This is a genomic window from Billgrantia tianxiuensis, assembly GCF_009834345.1.
GTDB classification, from domain to species: Bacteria; Pseudomonadota; Gammaproteobacteria; order Pseudomonadales; family Halomonadaceae; genus Halomonas; species Halomonas tianxiuensis.
In genome coordinates this window covers 2432154-2450172 of sequence record NZ_CP035042.1, presented here as the reverse complement: position 1 = coordinate 2450172, position 18019 = coordinate 2432154, and the positions used below count along the sequence as shown (strand labels likewise).

15 protein-coding genes, 4 tRNA genes and 3 pseudogenes are annotated in these 18019 nt (G+C 62.9%); 5 read left to right on the top strand and 17 right to left on the bottom strand.

Features of this window, described 5'->3' with window-relative positions; genetic code table 11:
- Positions 1 to 64 precede the first annotated feature (64 nt).
- The 7 genes from clpX to EKK97_RS11395 all read right to left on the bottom strand — a co-directional run bounded on the left by clpX (position 65) and on the right by EKK97_RS11395 (position 4284).
- A complete protein-coding gene (gene clpX / locus EKK97_RS11425) occupies positions 65 to 1342 on the bottom strand; it encodes an ATP-dependent Clp protease ATP-binding subunit ClpX (RefSeq protein ID WP_159551964.1) in 1278 nt (425 codons plus the stop codon).
- 78 nt (positions 1343 to 1420) lie between these two features.
- On the bottom strand, positions 1421 to 2041 hold the full coding sequence (clpP, locus tag EKK97_RS11420; RefSeq protein WP_159551962.1) for an ATP-dependent Clp endopeptidase proteolytic subunit ClpP: 621 nt from the start codon (positions 2039 to 2041) through the stop codon (positions 1421 to 1423).
- Positions 2042 to 2132: 91 nt separating this feature from the next.
- On the bottom strand, positions 2133 to 3482 hold the full coding sequence (tig, locus tag EKK97_RS11415; RefSeq protein ID WP_159551960.1) for a trigger factor: 1350 nt from the start codon (positions 3480 to 3482) through the stop codon (positions 2133 to 2135).
- 264 nt (positions 3483 to 3746) lie between these two features.
- Positions 3747 to 3821 (bottom strand) — tRNA-His (locus EKK97_RS11410).
- A gap of 43 nt (positions 3822 to 3864) precedes the next feature.
- Positions 3865 to 3939 (bottom strand) — tRNA-His (locus EKK97_RS11405).
- 124 nt (positions 3940 to 4063) lie between these two features.
- Positions 4064 to 4140: transfer RNA gene (locus tag EKK97_RS11400), tRNA-Arg, on the bottom strand.
- Between the two features lie 67 nt (positions 4141 to 4207).
- Positions 4208 to 4284, bottom strand: a tRNA-Pro gene (locus EKK97_RS11395).
- 207 nt (positions 4285 to 4491) lie between these two features.
- On the opposite strand from EKK97_RS11395, the gene folD reads away from it, so the two are divergent.
- A complete protein-coding gene (folD, locus tag EKK97_RS11390) occupies positions 4492 to 5370 on the top strand; it encodes a bifunctional methylenetetrahydrofolate dehydrogenase/methenyltetrahydrofolate cyclohydrolase FolD (protein WP_159551958.1) in 879 nt (292 codons plus the stop codon).
- Positions 5371 to 5440: 70 nt separating this feature from the next.
- Positions 5441 to 6172 carry a 5'-methylthioadenosine/S-adenosylhomocysteine nucleosidase gene (mtnN, locus tag EKK97_RS11385; protein WP_159551956.1) on the top strand — a complete coding sequence of 244 codons (732 nt, stop codon included), beginning with the start codon at positions 5441 to 5443 and terminating at the stop codon, positions 6170 to 6172.
- Positions 6173 to 6235: 63 nt separating this feature from the next.
- Here mtnN and EKK97_RS11380 read toward each other — a convergent pair whose 3' ends face one another.
- From EKK97_RS11380 to pyrC, 3 genes and pseudogenes are all read right to left on the bottom strand, one after another.
- Positions 6236 to 7213: a glycosyltransferase family 2 protein gene (locus tag EKK97_RS11380; protein WP_159551954.1), complete on the bottom strand. Its 978-nt coding sequence runs from the start codon at positions 7211 to 7213 to the stop codon at positions 6236 to 6238.
- 1 nt (position 7214) lies between these two features.
- On the bottom strand, positions 7215 to 8084 hold the full coding sequence (locus tag EKK97_RS11375) for a polysaccharide pyruvyl transferase family protein (RefSeq protein WP_159551952.1): 870 nt from the start codon (positions 8082 to 8084) through the stop codon (positions 7215 to 7217).
- 229 nt (positions 8085 to 8313) lie between these two features.
- Positions 8314 to 9350 (bottom strand): annotated as a pseudogene (pyrC, locus tag EKK97_RS11370) (dihydroorotase).
- A gap of 166 nt (positions 9351 to 9516) precedes the next feature.
- On the opposite strand from pyrC, the gene EKK97_RS11365 reads away from it, so the two are divergent.
- Positions 9517 to 9942 (top strand): hypothetical protein, encoded by a 426-nt coding sequence (locus EKK97_RS11365; protein WP_159551950.1) that lies wholly within the window; start codon positions 9517 to 9519, stop codon positions 9940 to 9942.
- Between the two features lie 16 nt (positions 9943 to 9958).
- Here EKK97_RS11365 and EKK97_RS11360 read toward each other — a convergent pair.
- The 6 genes and pseudogenes from EKK97_RS11360 to EKK97_RS11340 all read right to left on the bottom strand — a co-directional run bounded on the left by EKK97_RS11360 (position 9959) and on the right by EKK97_RS11340 (position 14744).
- A pseudogene (locus EKK97_RS11360) lies at positions 9959 to 11202 on the bottom strand (NAD(P)/FAD-dependent oxidoreductase).
- Positions 11203 to 11313: 111 nt separating this feature from the next.
- Entirely contained in the window at positions 11314 to 11769 is a 456-nt protein-coding gene (locus EKK97_RS11355; RefSeq protein ID WP_159551948.1) for a tellurite resistance TerB family protein, read from the bottom strand.
- 79 nt (positions 11770 to 11848) lie between these two features.
- Entirely contained in the window at positions 11849 to 11989 is a 141-nt protein-coding gene (locus tag EKK97_RS24620; RefSeq protein ID WP_236551437.1) for a hypothetical protein, read from the bottom strand.
- Between the two features lie 38 nt (positions 11990 to 12027).
- Entirely contained in the window at positions 12028 to 13143 is a 1116-nt protein-coding gene (locus EKK97_RS11350) for a TRAP transporter large permease (protein ID WP_236551436.1), read from the bottom strand.
- A complete protein-coding gene (locus tag EKK97_RS11345) occupies positions 13143 to 13685 on the bottom strand; it encodes a TRAP transporter small permease (RefSeq protein ID WP_159551946.1) in 543 nt (180 codons plus the stop codon). The genes EKK97_RS11350 and EKK97_RS11345 overlap by 1 nt, the downstream gene beginning before the upstream one ends.
- 78 nt (positions 13686 to 13763) lie before the next feature.
- Entirely contained in the window at positions 13764 to 14744 is a 981-nt protein-coding gene (locus EKK97_RS11340) for a TRAP transporter substrate-binding protein (RefSeq protein ID WP_159551944.1), read from the bottom strand.
- A gap of 241 nt (positions 14745 to 14985) precedes the next feature.
- Here EKK97_RS11340 and EKK97_RS11335 point away from each other — a divergent pair, with 241 nt between their 5' ends.
- Positions 14986 to 15756 (top strand): SDR family NAD(P)-dependent oxidoreductase, encoded by a 771-nt coding sequence (locus tag EKK97_RS11335; protein ID WP_159551942.1) that lies wholly within the window; start codon positions 14986 to 14988, stop codon positions 15754 to 15756.
- Here EKK97_RS11335 and EKK97_RS11330 read toward each other — a convergent pair.
- A complete protein-coding gene (locus EKK97_RS11330; RefSeq protein WP_159551940.1) occupies positions 15727 to 16647 on the bottom strand; it encodes a LysR family transcriptional regulator in 921 nt (306 codons plus the stop codon). The genes EKK97_RS11335 and EKK97_RS11330 overlap by 30 nt on opposite strands.
- A 141-nt stretch (positions 16648 to 16788) precedes the next feature.
- Here EKK97_RS11330 and EKK97_RS11325 point away from each other — a divergent pair.
- Positions 16789 to 17992 (top strand): annotated as a pseudogene (locus tag EKK97_RS11325) (CaiB/BaiF CoA transferase family protein).
- Positions 17993 to 18019: the final 27 nt, after the last annotated feature.

Genomic DNA, 18019 nt, shown 5'->3' with positions numbered 1-18019 from the left:
ATGGAAAGGGGCCGCCCGAGCGACCCCTTTTCGTCATGGGCTGGCAGCGGCTCGCCGCCCAGCTTCAGCCGTCAGTACCGTCGACCCGCTGGTCCTGCTGCGAATAGATCAGCAAGGGGTCGCTCTCACCGGCGATGACCGATGCATCGATGACCACCTTCGAGACTCCCTCCATCGAGGGTATTTCGTACATGGTATCGAGCAGTACCGACTCAAGGATGGAGCGCAGCCCACGGGCGCCGGTCTTGCGCGCCATCGCCTTGGCCGCCACGGCACGCAGGGCGTCCTCGCGGAACTCCAGCTCGACGCCCTCCATGTCGAACAGGCGGGCGTACTGCTTGACCAAAGAGTTCTTGGGCTCAGTGAGAATCTGGATCAATGCATCCTCATTGAGCTCGGTCAGGGTAGCGATGACCGGCAAGCGGCCAACGAACTCCGGAATCAGGCCAAACTTGACCAGATCCTCCGGCTCGACTTCGGCAAGCAGATCACCCACCCCCTTGGTCTCGTCCTTGCTCTTCACCTCGGCGCTGAAGCCGATACCGCCCTTCTCGGCACGATCGCGAATCACCTTGTCCAGCCCGGCAAAGGCACCGCCAACGATGAACAGGATGTTGCCGGTATCGACCTGCAGGAACTCCTGCTGTGGATGCTTGCGGCCACCCTGCGGTGGCACGGACGCCGTGGTGCCTTCGATCAGCTTGAGCAGGGCCTGCTGCACCCCCTCGCCCGACACGTCGCGGGTGATCGAAGGATTGTCCGACTTACGCGAGATCTTGTCGATTTCATCGATGTAGACAATACCGCGCTGGGCCTTCTCCACATCGTAATCGCACTTTTGCAGCAGCTTCTGGATGATGTTCTCGACATCCTCGCCGACATAACCCGCCTCGGTGAGGGTGGTGGCATCGGCGATGGTGAAGGGCACGTTGAGCAGGCGCGCCATGGTCTCGGCCAGCAGCGTCTTGCCACTACCGGTAGGCCCGATCAGCAGAATATTGGATTTGCCAAGCTCCACGTCGTCGCCCTTGATGCCGGCACGCAGACGCTTGTAGTGGTTGTAGACCGCCACGGACAGCACCGTCTTGGCGCGGTCCTGACCGATCACATACTCATCCAGGGTGCGACGAATCTCGCGGGGAACGGGCAGACGCTCCTCATCGCTCTCGGCATCGGCATCGAGAACTTCCTCGCGAATGATGTCGTTGCAGAGATCGACACACTCGTCGCAGATATAAACGGACGGGCCCGCAATCAGCTTGCGCACTTCGTTCTGGTTCTTGCCGCAGAACGAGCAGTAAAGCAGCTTGCCGCCTTCGTCCTTGCCTTTGCCGTCGGCCATTCGCGTACCTCTGTCACTTCGGCGGCCAGATCGGCCGCCGCTAAATCACGTAGTTGAAGCGTGTTTGATTTCACGCTATCAGGATGTGGGCCGCTTATCCAGTACAGCATCGATCAGACCGTATTCCACCGCCTGAGTGCCGCTCATGAAATTGTCGCGGTCGGTATCCCGAGCGATGGTGTCGATATCCTGCCCGGTATGGTGGGCCAGGATACGGTTCAGCTTGTCCCGAATCCCCAGGATCTCGCGGGTATGAATCTCGATGTCCGCCGCCTGGCCCTGGTAGCCGCCCAGCGGTTGGTGGATCATCATGCGCGAGTGTGGCAGCGAATAGCGCTTGCCCGCGGCACCGCCCGCCAACAGCAGCGCACCCATGCTGGCCGCCTGGCCGATGCACACGGTGGAGACATCGGGTTTGATGAACTGCATGGTGTCATAGATCGCCATACCGGCAGTCACGGCACCGCCAGGGGAGTTGATATAGAGGTGGATGTCCTTGTCCGGATTCTCGGATTCAAGGAAGAGCAGCTGCGCCACGATCAGGTTGGCCATATGATCTTCCACCGGCCCTACCAGAAAGATCACACGCTCCTTCAGCAGCCTGGAGTAGATATCGTAGGCCCGCTCGCCACGCGCGCTCTGCTCTACGACCATCGGCACCAGGCCGCCGGCGTTTCGGGTCTCGAACTCGTTGCTCATCAGTGTGATGTCCTTGCATCCGATGAATGGAAAGCGGCGTCTCCGCCGGCCACCAGCGAGGTGGCCGGCAAAAACCTTCAGGCCGCCAAAATCAGCCCTTGGCTTCCTCGCCTTCGCCTTCTTCGCTCTCCTGGTCACCCTGCTGGGCGGCGGCCAGGGCCTGCTGATAGCTCATTTCGACATCCTTGACCGAGGCCTGCTCCAGCAGCTTGTCGACGGCCTTCTCTTCGAGGATAGCCGACTTGACCTGAGTCTTGAGCTGGTCGTTGCCCATATAGTAGTCAATGACCTGCTGCGGCTCCTGATACTGTTCGGCCAGTTCCTCGACCTTGGCGCGGATCTCGTCGTCGCTGGCATCGAGCTCATTCGACTTGATCACCTCAGCCAACAGCAGACCGACCTGAACGCGGCTCTTGGCCTGCTCGGAGAACAGCTCGTTGGGCAGCTGGGAAACGTCGAAATCTTCACCCAGCCCAAACTGCTGCGCTGCCTGACGCTTGAGCGCATCGGTCTCCTGCTGGACCAGTGCTTGGGGCACCGGAATGTCGTTGGCCTTCTTCAGGGCCTCGAGAACCTGCTGCTTGACCCGATTGTCGACGGCCTGCTTGGCCTCGCGGGACATGTTCTTCTTGACCTCGGCGCGGAATTTCTCGACGTCGCCGTCTTCAACGCCGAAGCGCTTGATGAATGCCTCGTCGACCTCGGGCAGAGTCTGCCCCTTGACCGCATGCACCTTGACCTTGAAGGTGGCGTCCTGACCGGCCAGGTGTTCAGCCTGGTAATCCTCGGGGAAGGTGACCTTGATCTCCTTCTCCTCGCCAGCCTTGGCACCGACGAGCTGATCCTCGAACCCGGGAATGAAGTTGCCGGAACCAAGCACCAGATCGTGCCCTTCGGCACTACCGCCCTCGAAGGGCTCGTCGCCCAGGAAGCCCTGGAAGTCGATCTTGACCTGGTCGCCCTCTTCGGCAGCCCGCTCGACCTCTTCCCAGGTGGCGTTCTGCTTACGCAGGGTCTCGACCATCTCCTCGAGATCGGCATCGCTCACTTCCACCACGGGGCGCTCGACCTCGGTACCTTCGATCGAGGCCAGCTCAACCTCGGGATAAACCTCGAGGGAGGCCACGAACTCAAGATCCTTGCCCGCCTCGTCAACCTTGGGCTCGATGCTCGGGAAGCCGGCCGGATTGAGGTTCTGCTCAGTGATGGCACGCACATAACGCTCACGCATCAGCTCGCCCACGACCTCGTCGCGCACGCCGCGGCCGTAACGCTGGCGCACCACGGACATGGGTACCCGGCCCTTGCGGAAACCGTTGAGGCGAATGTTCTTCGCCGTGTCCTTGAGGCGGGCTTCGACGGCCTCGTCGACCTCGGCGGCCGGCACCTGGAACGTGACACGGCGCTCGATCTGGGAGGTCGTTTCGACGGAAACTTGCATGAATGGTCCTCTACCGACTGGGGCGTTCTAGGAAAGCGTGGAATGTAAAAGAGAGATTCTAAGAATCCCGCCCTACGCTGGCAAGCGTTACGCCATACAGAGTGGGGGCGATTGCGGGTTTTACAAGGGGTCGGCAACCTGTTGGACAAGCTCACCGCCAGGCAAGCACATGACACACGAGCATCAACGACCGACACCCGGGCAAGGCGACTCGACCGGGCAGACAGGAAGCACGAAAGGAAACCAGGCAAAGATTGGGTGCAATGGGGTGGATGATGGGGATCGAACCCACGACCACCGGAGCCACAATCCGGGGCTCTACCACTGAGCTACATCCACCATTGCAGCATTAAGCGCATCGCTCAAAGAGATATCGGTCGATTGGGGTGGATGATGGGGATCGAACCCACGACCACCGGAGCCACAATCCGGGGCTCTACCACTGAGCTACATCCACCATATCGACGCTGCGCCACTTACTAATGACGCCTTCAAGTAACGCCACTTCAAGAACGGCACTGCTCGAGCAAACAACACCCGAGACACCACCCTCGAACCGGAGGCCGCCCTGCCTGGAAGCGTGGCACGCCCAGCAGGACTCGAACCTGCAACCTACGGCTTAGAAGGCCGTTGCTCTATCCGGTTGAGCTATGGGCGCATTCTACGTTCCATGCCAACTGACCGCAACCCCGTTTCGCCTTTTTCCCAGCACAAACAAAAGGTTGTGGTCGGGGTGGAGGGATTCGAACCCCCGACATCCTGCTCCCAAAGCAGGCGCGCTACCAGACTGCGCTACACCCCGCCGGCCTTCGCTCGACCTCGGCACCGCAGAGCGGGCCTCACCGAGCGCTGCGTATTCTACGCGAGAATCGACTGCGGTCAATAGCTTCCTGACACAGCGGGGCTTTTGCGCTTTGCCTGGGAGGCGCGTCATGCGAAAATCGGCCCCCTTCGAATTCACCGCCGGCCTCGCCAGCGCCGCACACATCACTCGTCAGGGGGAGACACGATGACCGCCCAACTCATCGATGGCAAGGCCATAGCCGCTCAGGTCCGCGAACAGGTTGCGCGCCAGGTGGAAACGCGCCGCAGCGAGGGCAAGCGCGTCCCCGGTCTCGCCGTCGTCCTGGTGGGCGACGACCCGGCCTCCCACGTCTACGTGAGCAACAAGCATCGCGCCTGCGAGCAGGCCGGCATTCTCTCCTTCCGTCATGCGCTGCCCGGCGACACTTCGCAGCAGGCGCTCGAGCAACTCATCGACGAGCTCAATGCCGACAAGCGCATCGATGGAATTTTGCTGCAGTTGCCGTTGCCCGCCCACCTGGATGCCCGCCCGATCCTCGAGCGCATCCTGCCGCACAAGGACGTCGACGGCTTCCACCCCTACAACCTAGGCCGCCTGGCCCAGCGTCTACCGGTCCTGCGCCCCTGTACGCCCAAGGGCATCATGACGCTGCTACAGGCGAGCGGATTGAAGGTACGTGGAATGGACGCCACCGTGGTTGGTGCATCCAACATCGTCGGACGCCCCATGGCGCTCGAACTGATGCTGGCAGGCTGCACCACCACCGTTTGCCACCGCTTCACGCGCGACCTGGAATCGCACGTACGTCGGGCCGAGCTGCTGGTCGTCGCGGTCGGCAACCCCGGTCTGGTCAAGGGCGAGTGGGTCCGCGACGGGGCGATCGTCATCGATGTGGGGATCAACCGGGAGGAAGACGGACGACTGGTTGGAGACGTGGAGTTCGGCCCAGCCTCCGAGCGCGCTGCCTGGATCACTCCGGTACCGGGAGGCGTGGGACCGATGACGGTCGCCTCGCTGCTGGAGAATACCCTGTTCGCGGCCGAACGCCATGACGCCATGGAGCTGGAAACCGCCTCTTCCTGAACCAGGCCTGACATGAGCCTGCGGCTCGGATAGAATGCGCGCTCCGTCAATATCGGAGAATCGGGAACAAATGAAACGCATTGGCATCATTGGCGCCATGGCCCAGGAGGTCGACCGCCTCGCTGCACGGCTGGAGGGGCGCAGAACTCGTACCCACGTGGGCTGCACCTTCCACCAAGGCAAGCTGCACGGCGCCGATGTTGTGGTGCTCCAGTCGGGCATCGGCAAGGTCAACGCCGCCATCGGCACTACCTTGCTGCTCGACATGTACCAGCCCGAGGCCATCATCAATACCGGTTCGGCCGGCGGTTTTGGTGAAGGGCTGGAGATCGGCGACGTGGTGGTATCGAGCGAGGTGCGCCACCACGACGTGGATGCCGTGGCATTTGGCTACGAGCACGGCCAGGTACCGCAGATGCCGGCCGCCTATCTCCCCGACGAGCGCCTGGTCGCCCTTGCCAGGGAGTGCGTCGAGGAACTGGGCGAGGTCAAAGTGACCGAGGGCCTGATCGCCACCGGCGATGTCTTCATGGCCTGCCCCGAGCTGGTGGCCAAGACCCGCTCGCGCTTCCCCACCATGCTGGCAGCCGAGATGGAGGCCGCCGCCATCGCCCAGACCTGCCATCTGTACGGTTGCCCGTTCGTGGTCATTCGCGCGCTTTCCGACATCCCCGGCAGCGGCGACAACCACATATCCTTCGAACAGTTCCTCGACAAAGCTGCCGCGCACTCGGCGCGCATGGTCGAAGCCATGATTGCACGGCTTGCTCCTCAGGCGGAGCCTGAACTCACCACAGACTGAAGCGAGCGCGGTCCATGGCTGCCGGCCTTACCCTGGTGCATGTGGCAGCGGGCCGCCGATACTTCAGTGGCTCACCAGCCTCCTCCTGTTCAGGTGGCGCTTGATCGTGGCGCGCAGCGAGCCGTTCAGCGTGTGAAAAGCTATCTTCAGACACATCCAGCGATTTCTGAACCCCAGGATCAGCGACAGCAGCAACGACATATCGTAGGGCTCGCGGACATCGCGACAAACATTCATGTACTGGCCGGTATACTGGATGGCCCGCTTCCTGATATGGCGCCGGCAGTCGCGATACGCGGGGTCGCGATACAACGCCAGTAGGGATTCCAGTAACACATGCAACCCCCTCACATGCTTTCTGTTCTTGGACATGGTCATGGTGGAGCCCTGCCGGATCCGGCGCTGGAAGAAGACCTCATCGACCACCACGTAGCGTTCGGCAGCAAAGATCAATGGGTAGAAGACCTCTTCATCCTCGTGGTAATACGCCTTGAACCTGAGCTTGCCCGACCATAGCCGGCGCTGGCTGAGATAGAGGCAGGGACTGCAGGAGCCACCGCCGTGCCTCTCGAATGCCGCGAGGAGGCCGGCAGCGGTGAGATACTCCCCTGCACAGCCACGCCGGTAGGTGCGGACGAAATCCACCCCCTGCGCTCCTTCGTCGAAGAAAGCATCGCCCGAAAAGAAGATGATGTCAGGATATTGCCGGGAGATGATGATTTCCTGCATTTTCTCGATGAAGTCGGGCTCCAGCAGGTCGTCCGCATCGAAGAAGTAGAGATATTCTCCAGAACTCCTGGCGATGGCCAGGTTCCTGGCCCTGCCCTGTCCCTGGTTGTCGGTCGAGATCAGCTCCACTCGGTAGGGATGCGGAAAAGCGCACATCCGCTGCCAAGTATCGTCCTCACTGCCGTCATCGACGATGATGACCTCATGCGGCCGAACCGTCTGTTGGGCCAAGCTGTTCAGTGCGGCATCGATATAGGGAGCCACATTATATGCCGGGATGACGACGCTGATGGTCGGTTCACGCATGTCCATGTCAACATCCGAATTCGCTGAAAGGAAAGGCGGCGACAAGCCGTGCGGGATCGCCGAGATACTTGGTTACCCTGCCCTGCGCCAGCAACTCAGCCATGCAACCGTCGGCTGCCTCCCGATCCATGATCGGCACGATACGAGTGCCGGGAGCCTCCGTGGTGCTGTAGTAATCGTGGAACTTGAATTCGCCCCCGATGAGCCCATCGCTGAACCGCACCCAGAGATTGGGAATGCAGTAACCATCCGAGAGAATCAGCCCATGCAGGGAAGAGGAAACGACCGTTTCGCACTCGCAAATGGCGTCGATAAAGGGCTCGGGCTGCTGCCTCACGTCGATCAGCCTGACACCGGACTGGCTCGCCATGTAGCGCACCATCGGAGCCTCCCGATCCGCATAATGGGGCACCAGCCCTATGCGATACTTCGTGCTGCGTCGCTTGGGGCAATACAGTTGGGGCATCACTAGCGCGGGATCTCCCAACGCCACTGTTGCCACATCCGCCCCATTGGCCGCCAGCAGTTCCAGCGTGAGACGTCCTCTCACGGCAAAGAATCGGGCACTCTCGAGCACATCCCGTCCGGGCAACCATTCAGGGTCGATGATGCCGCTGCCCCACACCAGGCTTCGACGCTTCGCCAGGTGCATGATGCTTCCCACTCCCAGGAGATGGTCGACCGTGTTGGAGCGGACTCGATACGCCACCTTGCCGGTAAGCTTTTCGATCAGATAGGGCGTGAGCGCATCGCCGACATTCAGTTGCCTGTCGAAATACACGGCCGGCACCTTTCCCTTCGCAACGGTCAACAGCAGCGCGAACTCCAGGAATCCTCGCGATGCCTCACGCGCATGCTTGGGAATCAGCTTTGTCATTGCAGGCCATGTCTCCGGGCACGATCCTCAGCCAGCACGCAGCTGGCCGACTGGCAATGCGGTTACAACGGAGATTGCGATAGAGGAGCGCCTCCAGCGCTCCTCCTCACCATAGCCTACCCTCGGACGCTTCGCTGAAAGAATGACAGCTAAATGTCAGCCACCATTGGCGAACAACGCAACGGCCGCCTCAAGGGCGGCCGTTGCGTCAAGAAAGACAAAGGAGTCGTCACTCCTGCAGCTTCCAGGCGAGCGCCTCCCCCGCCTTGAGCGGTACGATGCGCTGGCTGCCGGCATAGGGCAGCGAGTCGGGTAGCGTCCACTCCTCACGCACCAGGGTGATCGTGTCGCCATTGCGCGGCAGGCCGTAGAAGTCAGGCCCGAAATGACTGGCGAACCCTTCCAGCCGACCCAGCGCCCCGGCCTGCTCGAAGGCCGTGGCGTACAGTTCGATCGCCGCTGGAGCGGTATAGGCACCGGCACAGCCGCAGGCCGACTCCTTGTCGCCCTGGGCATGAGGGGCACTATCGGTGCCGAGGAAGAACTTACCGCTGCCCGAGGTGGCAGCAGCCAGCAGTGCCTCGCGGTGGCGCTCACGCTTGAGGATCGGCAGGCAGTAATAGTGGGGCGAATGCCGCCGGCCAGCATATGGTTGCGGTTGAACAATAAATGGTGAGCCGTGATAGTCGCTGCCACATTGGCCGGTGCCTGGGCAACGAATTCAGCAGCGTCCGCCGTGGTGATGTGCTCGAACACGACCTTCAAGGTGGGATGACGTTCGAGCAGCGGCTTCATCACTCGCTCGATGAAAGCGGCCTCGCGGTCGAAGATGTCGATCTCGGCATCGGTGACCTCACCATGCACCAGCAGCGGCAGCCCCAGGCGCGCCATGGTGGCAATCGTTGCGTCGCAGTGCGCGACGTCGGTCACACCCGAGTCCGAGTTGGTCGTGGCACCTGCGGGGTAGAGCTTCACTGCATGCACCCTGCCACTCGCCACGGCACGTTCGATCTCTTCGGCCGGCGTGTTGTCGGTGAGATACAGCGTCATCAACGGCTCGAAGGCTGAGCCTTGCGGGCGCGCGGCCAGGATCCGCTCACGATAGCTCAAGGCCTGCTCGGTCGTCGTGACCGGCGGCTTGAGGTTGGGCATGATGATCGCACGTCCCATCTGACGGGCAGTGGCAGGCACCACGGCCTCGAGCGCCTCACCATCGCGCAGGTGCAGGTGCCAATCGTCGGGGCGGGTCAGGGTGATTGCGTTCACGGCGTATCCTGTGGCTCAGCTGGAATGTCGAAGCCAGAGTATACCGGAAGGTCGCGTCCGGTTGCCCGGATGGCGGGCACTGAGCCGACAATTTCGGCGCGACGGCAGCAAGTCGAGTCGATTTGCCGTATCATCGACGCCGTTTTTACCGCATGAGACCTTGCCAATGCCCCGGGTTCGCCACTACGCCGATATCGTCGCCATCCTGGCTGGGCTGATGTGGGTCGTGTTCTTCTGGTCGATCAGCGTCTCGGCCAGGATGGACAGCGTCGAGCCCACCCTGGCCGCCATCCTCGCTCTCGGCGCCATGATCCTGGTCAGCTTCATGCATCGCCCGTTTCGCGTTCATCTCAGCCGCTACCACGTACGCAAGCGGCGCACCGAAATGTGGATGCATATTCTCGCCCTGCCGATGGCGCTTGCCCTGCTTCTCGGCATGCTCATCGAGACCCTGTTCGCCCCCATGAGCGGCCAGCAGAAGATGCTGCTGTTCAACGTGCTGGCCACCGCCGGCTGGGTGGTCTATGTAATGACCCTGTTGATCAAGTCCATCCACCACCAGTGGCGCCGGCGGCGCAATCGCGCCGGGTGAAAACAAGGGCCAGGACCTAGAAGCGGTCCGCACGGAACGGCGCCATATCGATCGCCGTCGGCTCCCCCTCCATCATCTCCGCCATCAGGCGCCCGGTCACCGGCCCCATGGTAAAGCCCTGGTGGCCATGCCCGAAGGCGAGCCACAACCCCTTGTGGCGCGGCGCGGGACCGATGATCGGTTTCATGTCCGGCAGACAGGGACGCGCGCCCTTCCACGGCACCTCCTCCAGCCGCTCGCCAAGAGCGGGATAGAGCTCTCGAGCCCGGCGTTCGGCGGCATCCAACTGACCTTGAGAAGAGGGCGCATCGAGGCGAGCCAGCTCGGCGCCCGTGGTAAGCCGGATGCCGGCGCGCATCGGCGCAAGGATATAGCCGATGTCGGCGTCGGCGATCCAGTGCCGCAACCGCCTCTCCGTTCAGCGCCGTAGTGCATGTGATAACCCCGCTTGACGAACGCGGGCAGGCGATAGCCCAGGTCCCTGAGCCATCCTCCCGACCATGGGCCCAGCGCTACCACCACCTCGTCGGCCTCGTGGCTGCCGCTGTCGGTCTCGATACGCCAGCCCTGCCCCGCCTGGCTCACCCGCTCGACGTTCGCCTGCAGGAACTCCCCACCCTGGCGCTTGTAGCTTTCGGCATAGGCCGCCACCAGCCCGCCCGGATCGGCCACGCTCCAGGCGTTGGTCCAGTGAATGGCTCCAGCGAGGCCAGGCTTGAGCTCCGGCTCGAGCCTGGCCAGCGCGGCGGCGTCGAGCGCCTCGTGAGTGACACCGAAGCGTACTGCAGCATCCTCGGCCTCCCGCTGGCGACGCTCGAGTTCGGCCTGGCTACGGTGCACTTCCAGCCAGCCCTCCTTGCCGATCAGCCCCGCGGCACCGGCCGCCTCGATCATCGGCGCGTGCTCCTGGGTAGAGAGCATGATCAGCGAAGCGTACTCGGCAACGATACGCTCGTAGTGGCGCGGCGCCGAGTAACGCCAGTAGCCGTACAGCGCTCCGGCAAACTGCAGCATGCCACTCAGCCGGTAGCGGATGTCGACCCGTCGGTTGGGTAGTGCGCTGAGCAATTTGCCGAACTCGCGGGGAAAGGTATAGGGTCGCACCGCCTCGCGCTGGATCAGCCCACCGTTGCCGTAGGAGGTCTCCTGCCCGGGCGGGCGGCGATCGATCAGCAGTACTGAGCGGCCGCGACGAGCCAGGTGCCAGGCGATGGAGACGCCGATCATGCCGGCTCCCAGTACGACGGTTTGACGCGACATGCCACTCCTCCCTTTGCGACCGGCCCTGCCGGAAAGAGCGCATAGTCTAGCAGTGCGACCAGGGCGACGCCGCCCAGAAATCCACCACTTCATGCCCCGGATCAAGGCAACCTACTCGACCTGCCCCTGGACCTGCAGCTTGGTGCGGATGAAGTCGGAATGGCTGACATGCAGCAGCTCGGCCAGACGGCGGATGCGATGCTCCTCGAGCGCGTTGTGGTTGGCATCGGCATTGGCCAGCGTCCACATCATGCGCACCAGCTCGCAGCGCTGGGCATAGTCGTAGTGCTGCTTGATCAGGCTGACGAACTGGTAGTGATCGACCGAGTGCTCCACCTCCTCGCGCGCCATCTCCATCAACTCCTCCACGTCGGCGGCGGGAAGCTGGAAATGGCTCATGAGCAGCTGGCGCAATGCGTCGAGCTGCACCTGATCGGTGTGGTAGTCGGCACGCATCACCTCGCACAACAGCGCGGCGGTGGCACGCTCCAGGGTCGGGGCCGGATCGTCCGAGCGCTCGGGCTCGGCCAGGGCCTGCTGGAAGAAACGTTGGATGGTGTCGAGCATGGCGGATCCCCTGCGACGTTAACGCTTCAGACCCACGGCGGCGCCGGGCGTTCAGTCCCGGGCCGCCGGTTCGTTCCTCTCAATATCCTGTCAGGCGAGGCAGCCAGGTCGCCAGAGCAGGCGTGGCGATGAGGATCAGGATGGTCAGCAGTATCGGAATCAGAAACGGCAGAATGGCGATGACGATCTGCGAGTAGCGCAGCCGCGTGATCCCAACCATCAGGAACAGCACCGTACCGAACGGCGGTGTGATGACACCTACGACAAGGTGATCACCATGACGATGCCGAAGTGAATCGGATCGAGGCCGGCCGCCAGGGCGGCAGGCACGACGATGGGCGTGAAGATCAGGATGCTCTCGATCACCGACATGAAGCAGCCGATCAGCAGGAAGAAGAGCGCGAAGGCCAGCAGCAGCATGAACGTCGGCATGTCGATGCCGGCAACCTGGGCCGCCAGGGCCTGGGGAATGCCGATGCGCACCAGGATCCAGCCATAGAAGCTCGATACGGCGATGATCAGCAGGATCGCGGCACTGAACATGAGCGTGCGCCGGAAGGCATGGAACAGGTCGCGCCACGACAGATCGCGATAGACCAGCCCACCCAGCACCACGGCGTAGAGCGAGGCAATGGCACCGGCCTCGGTAGGCGTGAAGAGTCCGGTCCAGATACCGCCCACGATGATTGCCGGCATCATCAGCGGCAGCAGCGCCCGCCTGCCGGTACGTAGCACTTCCTTGCCGTCGAACGGCACGGGCGGTGGCATGGCCACGCGCTTGCCGGCACCGAGCACCACCGTCATCCCCATGAACAGCAGCGCCATCAGGATACCCGGCACCAACCCCGCCATGAACAGGGCGCCGATGCTCACGTTGGCCAACCAGCCATATACCACCAGCGCAATGCTCGGCGGCAGGATCGGCCCGATGACGCTCGAGGCCGCGGTGATACCGGCCGAGTAGCCCAGGTCGTAGCCACGCTCCTTCATGGCCTTGATCTCGATGCTGCCGAGCCCGGCGGCATCGGCCACCGCAGTGCCCGACATGGTGGCGAAGATCGAGCTGGCGACCACGTTGGCATGGCCCAGGCCGCCTTTGGTAAAGCCTACCAGCGCCGTGGCGAAATCGAAGATCCGCGTGGTCGTCGAGCCGGTATTCATGATATTGGCGGCAAGGATGAACAGCGGTATCGCCAGCAGGGTGAAATTGTTCAGCGTCTGCACCATGCGCAGCGACATCAACTCCACCGGTAGGCCGCCGGTACCGGTAACCGCCAGCGCAATGAAGGAGGTGATACCGATCGCCACGACGACGGGCAGGCCGATGGCCATGAGCAGCAGCAGCCCGCCGACGAAAACCATGAGCTCCTGCATCAGTTGGCCTCCTGCTCGGCCTGAAGGGACTCCTGCCACGACACCGGTCCGCGCAGCGCCTGCCATAGCGCCAGTACGGCCATGCCGGCGAAGGCAATGAAGATACCGTAATAGAGGTAGCTGAAGCTGATGCCCAGCGACACGGTGCGGTTATTGGCGCTGACCGTAGACATCGTGAGAGAGCCATAGGCCGCCAGCACGAAGAAGCCGAATGAGAGCAGCGCTACCAGGCGGTACTGCAAGTGGCGCACCAATGGGCTGAGCCTATGGCTGAAGAGATCGACGACGAGGTGCTCGAAGCGCACCCAGGCCGACAGCGAGCCGAAGGCGACGGCATAGATTGCCAGCATGGAGGCGACTTCCTCCGTCCAGGGCATGCCCAGGCCGATCACGTCACGCGCCAGCACGGCGGCAACGATCAACAACAACACGCCGGCCAGCAGCAGTACGCCCACGATGTCGCAGACCAGGGTAATGCCCCGCAGCAGATGAAACGCAACCCGGTCCAGCCCACTCTCGGGCGGCGTTGAAGAAGACGTCAAGATGCTTTCCTCCAGGCAGGAAACGCCAGCGGCGTCCCGGATGGGGCGCCGCTGACCGTTCGATTCGACACGCGGGCGTCAGTCGGCCGCGCCATTGCCCATGGCATCTTCCATCACGCCATCGGCCATGTCGGCCATGACGCGTTCGATGGCCGGCATGGCCGCCTCGCGGAACAGCGACACATCGGGCTCGATAATGGTCATGCCCGCTTTCTCCAGCTCTTCGAGGTAGTACTCGTCGAACTCACGCTCCACCTCGGTACCATGCTGGCGAGCCACATGGATGGCCTCGGTGATCAGTTCCTGGTCTTCGGCATCCAGTCCGTTCCACCAGCGCGAGCTTGCCACCCAGTTCCACGGAAACATGACGTGGCTGGTCAAGATGATGTGATCCTGCACTTCCCACAGACGCCGGGTATAGGGCGATGACAAGGAGTTTTCGTGGCCATCGACCTGGCGAGTCTGCATGGCCAGGTAGATTTCCGGTGCCGGCACGTTGACCACCTGGGCACCGATCTCCTCCCACACCTCAAGCCATACCGGCAGCGACGGCAGGCGCAGGCGGAACCCTTGTAGGTCGTCGGGGGTGTGAATCGCCTTGTTGGCGGTCATGTGGCGCGGGCCGCGATGCTGGGTGCCGAAATACTTGAGTCCGCCCTTCTCTTCGGCCAGCTCTACCAGGCGCTGGCCCGACGGGCTCTCCATATAGGCATCCACTTCTTCCCAGGTAGAGAAGACGAAGGGCACGGTGATGGCGTCGTATTCGGGAGCATACTGCTGGCGCCAGTTGCCGCCGGTGATGGAGATCTGGGTCTGCCCCAGGTTGAGCAGTTCCAGCACCGCATCCTCGCCGCCCAGGGAGCCGGCCAGGAAGGGGCGTACGTTGAAGCGTCCCGGCGCCTGCTCTTCCAGATACTCGGCGAAGCGCTCGACGGCAGCACTCTCGGAGCCGCCTTCGCTCATGGTGTTGTTGACCTGGATCTCGATGGTATTGGCGAGCGCGAACGGGGCGCTCAACATGCCAAGCGTGGCCAGCGAGGCAAGGAGGGACTTGCGCATGGGTGCTCTCCTGATCGTTATCGTTATGTTGATTGTCGTGATGGCGTGCTGTGATCTTGAAACATGCACCCGCTACGCTCAAATCGATTTTGATGAAGGCTGCCTTCGCCATTGACGATGGCTCTGAAGCCCATCAGGCAAGGCATTCTTCAGTCGCATGAACACAACGCTGCGACTAATGGCTAATATCTTGAGAAAGACGAGCGTCCGTCAATGAAGCTTCACTTCATGAGGGTTCATCATGCACGAAACCGCACCCATCGCTTTCATCACCGGTGCTACCTCGGGCATTGGCCAGGCCTGTGCCGAGACCTTCGCCTCGGCCGGCTGGGGGCTGGTGCTCACCGGCCGCCGCCAGGAGCGCCTGGAAGCACTGCGCCAGCGCCTCGGCAATTCGGTCCCGATCCATGTCGCCGCCCTTGACGTCACCGACCGTCAGGCCATCGAGCGCGTCGTCGACTCGCTGCCCGCCCCCTTCGACGACATCAGACTACTGCTCAACAATGCCGGCCTGGCGCTCGGCAAGGGACCTTCCCAGGATGCCGATCTCGACGACTGGCACGCCATGATCGACACCAACATCAAGGGCTTGGTCACGGTCACGAGACTGCTGTTGCCAAGGCTGATCGCCCATGGCGAGGGCGCCACCATCATCAATATCGGCTCCATCGCCGGCCACACGCCCTACCCTGGCGGCCATGTCTACGGCGCCTCGAAGGCCTTCGTCGAACAGTTCAGCTACAACCTGCGCTGCGATGTGAGCGGCTCAGGCGTACGAGTTACCGACCTTGCCCCGGGCATGACCGTGAGCGAATTCACCGAGGTCCGTATGAAGGGCGACCGGGACTTCGCCGAACGCTACTACGCCGGCACCCGAGCGCTGCAGCCCATTGACGTGGCCGTACAGGCGTTGCATATCGCCGAACTGCCGCCCCACGTCAACATCACCCGGCTCGAAGTCACTCCGTTGTGCCAGCAGTGGTCACCGTTCACCATCCTGCGCAATGGGTGACGCCTCGCGGCCGACCAGATGATCAACCAGGTGCCGCGCGATCACCGGCAACCCTTCGTACTGGCGTATGCCGATCACCAGCTCGCGCCGGGCCCAGGGATCGCTCAGCGGGATGCTGCGCAGCTTGAGGTCGCGCAAATCGCGATAGATGGTCTTTTCGGGCAATACGCCGACGCCCATGCCGTGATGGATCATGCGGCAGATGGCATCGAAGCTGCGTACCTGGATGCGCATGCGCAGGGTCTTGCCCGCCTGACTTGCCTGTTCGTGCAGCAGTGTCTGCAGCGAGGCATCCTGCTGCAGGCCGACGAAATCGTATTGGGTGGCTTCAAGCAGCTGCAGCGACTCGCGCCCGGCCAGGGGATGGTCATGTGGCGTCATCAGTACCAGCCGGTCACTGCGATAAGGCAGGATCTGCAGACAATCGCAGGGCACGTGTCCAGCGAAAATCCCCACGTCGGTCAGGCCGTCGCGCACCGCGGCGATCACTTCGGAACTGACCCGTTCCTGGAGATCGATCTTGATCTGGGGGAACTGGCGGGAGAAGGCGCTCAGGTCCTGCGGCAGGAAGGCGATGATCGCCGAGGTATTGGAGTGGATGCGCACATGGCCGCGAACGCCCTCGCCATACTCGCTGAGTTCGGCGGAGAGCCGCTCGATGTTCTCGAGGATGCGTCGCGCATGATGCAGGAAGGCATGCCCGGCAGGCGTCAGCTCGACGCCGCGGGGACGTCGATAGAGCAGCGCCGTTCCCACCAGCGACTCGAGATCGCTGATGCGCTTGCTGACGGCCGCCAGCGCCATGTGCTCGCGTTCGGCGGCAGCGGTCAAACGCCCCTCGTCGGCGATCGAGACGAACAGCTTGAGGGTGACGAAGTCGAATCGACGCACGGCAGCATCCCCGTGAGTGGTGAAAGCGCCCATGTTACGCCAAGGCTTCGTCATAAACGAATCCAGACTTCCCCTTTCCTTAATTGTTGTGCCCGGTGTTCTCACGCATCCTGACCCCATTCCGCACAAGGAGTCGCTGCCATGGCATTATCGGAAGACCGGCGCCTGCCGCTGGATGGCTTGAAGGTACTCGAGCTGGGCCAGCTGATCGCCGGCCCCTTCGCCACCAAGCTACTCGGCGAATTCGGCGCCGACGTGATCAAGGTCGAACCTCCCGGTACCGGCGATCCTCTTCGTCGTTGGCGAATGATCGAGGACGGCACCTCGCTGTGGTGGCACGTCCAGACCCGCAACAAGCGTTCGGTCTCTCTCGACCTGCGCAGCCAGGAGGGGCAGGATCTGGTGCGTCGTCTGGTTGCCGAAGCGGACGTGCTGGTCGAGAACTTCCGCCCCGGCACCCTGGAGGGCTGGGGGCTCGGCTGGGACGCGCTCAGCGCCATCAACCCGGGTTGATCATGGTGCGTGTCTCGGGCTACGGCCAGACCGGCCCCTACCGCGACAAGCCGGGCTTCGGCGTGATCGGCGAGGCCATGGGCGGCCTACGCTACCTGACCGGTCATCCGGATCAGCCCTCGGTGCGGGTCGGGGTCAGCATCGGCGACTCGCTGTCGGCGCTCTACGCTGTCATCGGCACCCTGCTGGCCCTGCAGGAGCGCACCCGCAGCGGCCAGGGCCAGGTGGTCGACATCGCGCTCTACGAGTCGGTCTTCGCCATGATGGAAAGCCTGCTGCCGGAGTACGACGCCAGCGGCGAGATTCGCCAGCCCAGCGGCAGCGCGCTGCCCGGCATCACGCCTTCGAACGCCTACCGCACGCGTAGCGGCGACTACGTACTGATCGCCGGCAACGGCGACAGCATCTTCAAGCGCCTGATGCAGGTGATCGGGCGCCCGGACCTTGGGACGATCCTGAGCTGGCCCACAACGACGGCCGCGCCCGGCAGGCAGAGCGCATCGATACCGCCATCGAAGCCTGGACCCTCGAGCGCGAACGCGACGACATCCTCGCCCAGCTCGATGCCGCCCGGGTACCGGCCGGCTACCCCTATACCGCCGCCGACATCGCCCGCGATCCTCACTATATCGCGCGCGAAATGATCCAGAGCATCACCCGCCCCAACGGCAAGCCGCTCAAGGTGCCGGGCGTGCTGCCCAAGCTGAGCGCCACTCCCGGACGGCTCGGCGATGGCGGCCCGGAACTGGGCCAGCACACCGACGAGGTGCTCGACGAACTGGGCATCGACGCCGACACACGGGAGAAACTGCGTCAGGCCGGCATCATCTGATCGAGACCGGACAGCCGCCAGGAGAGC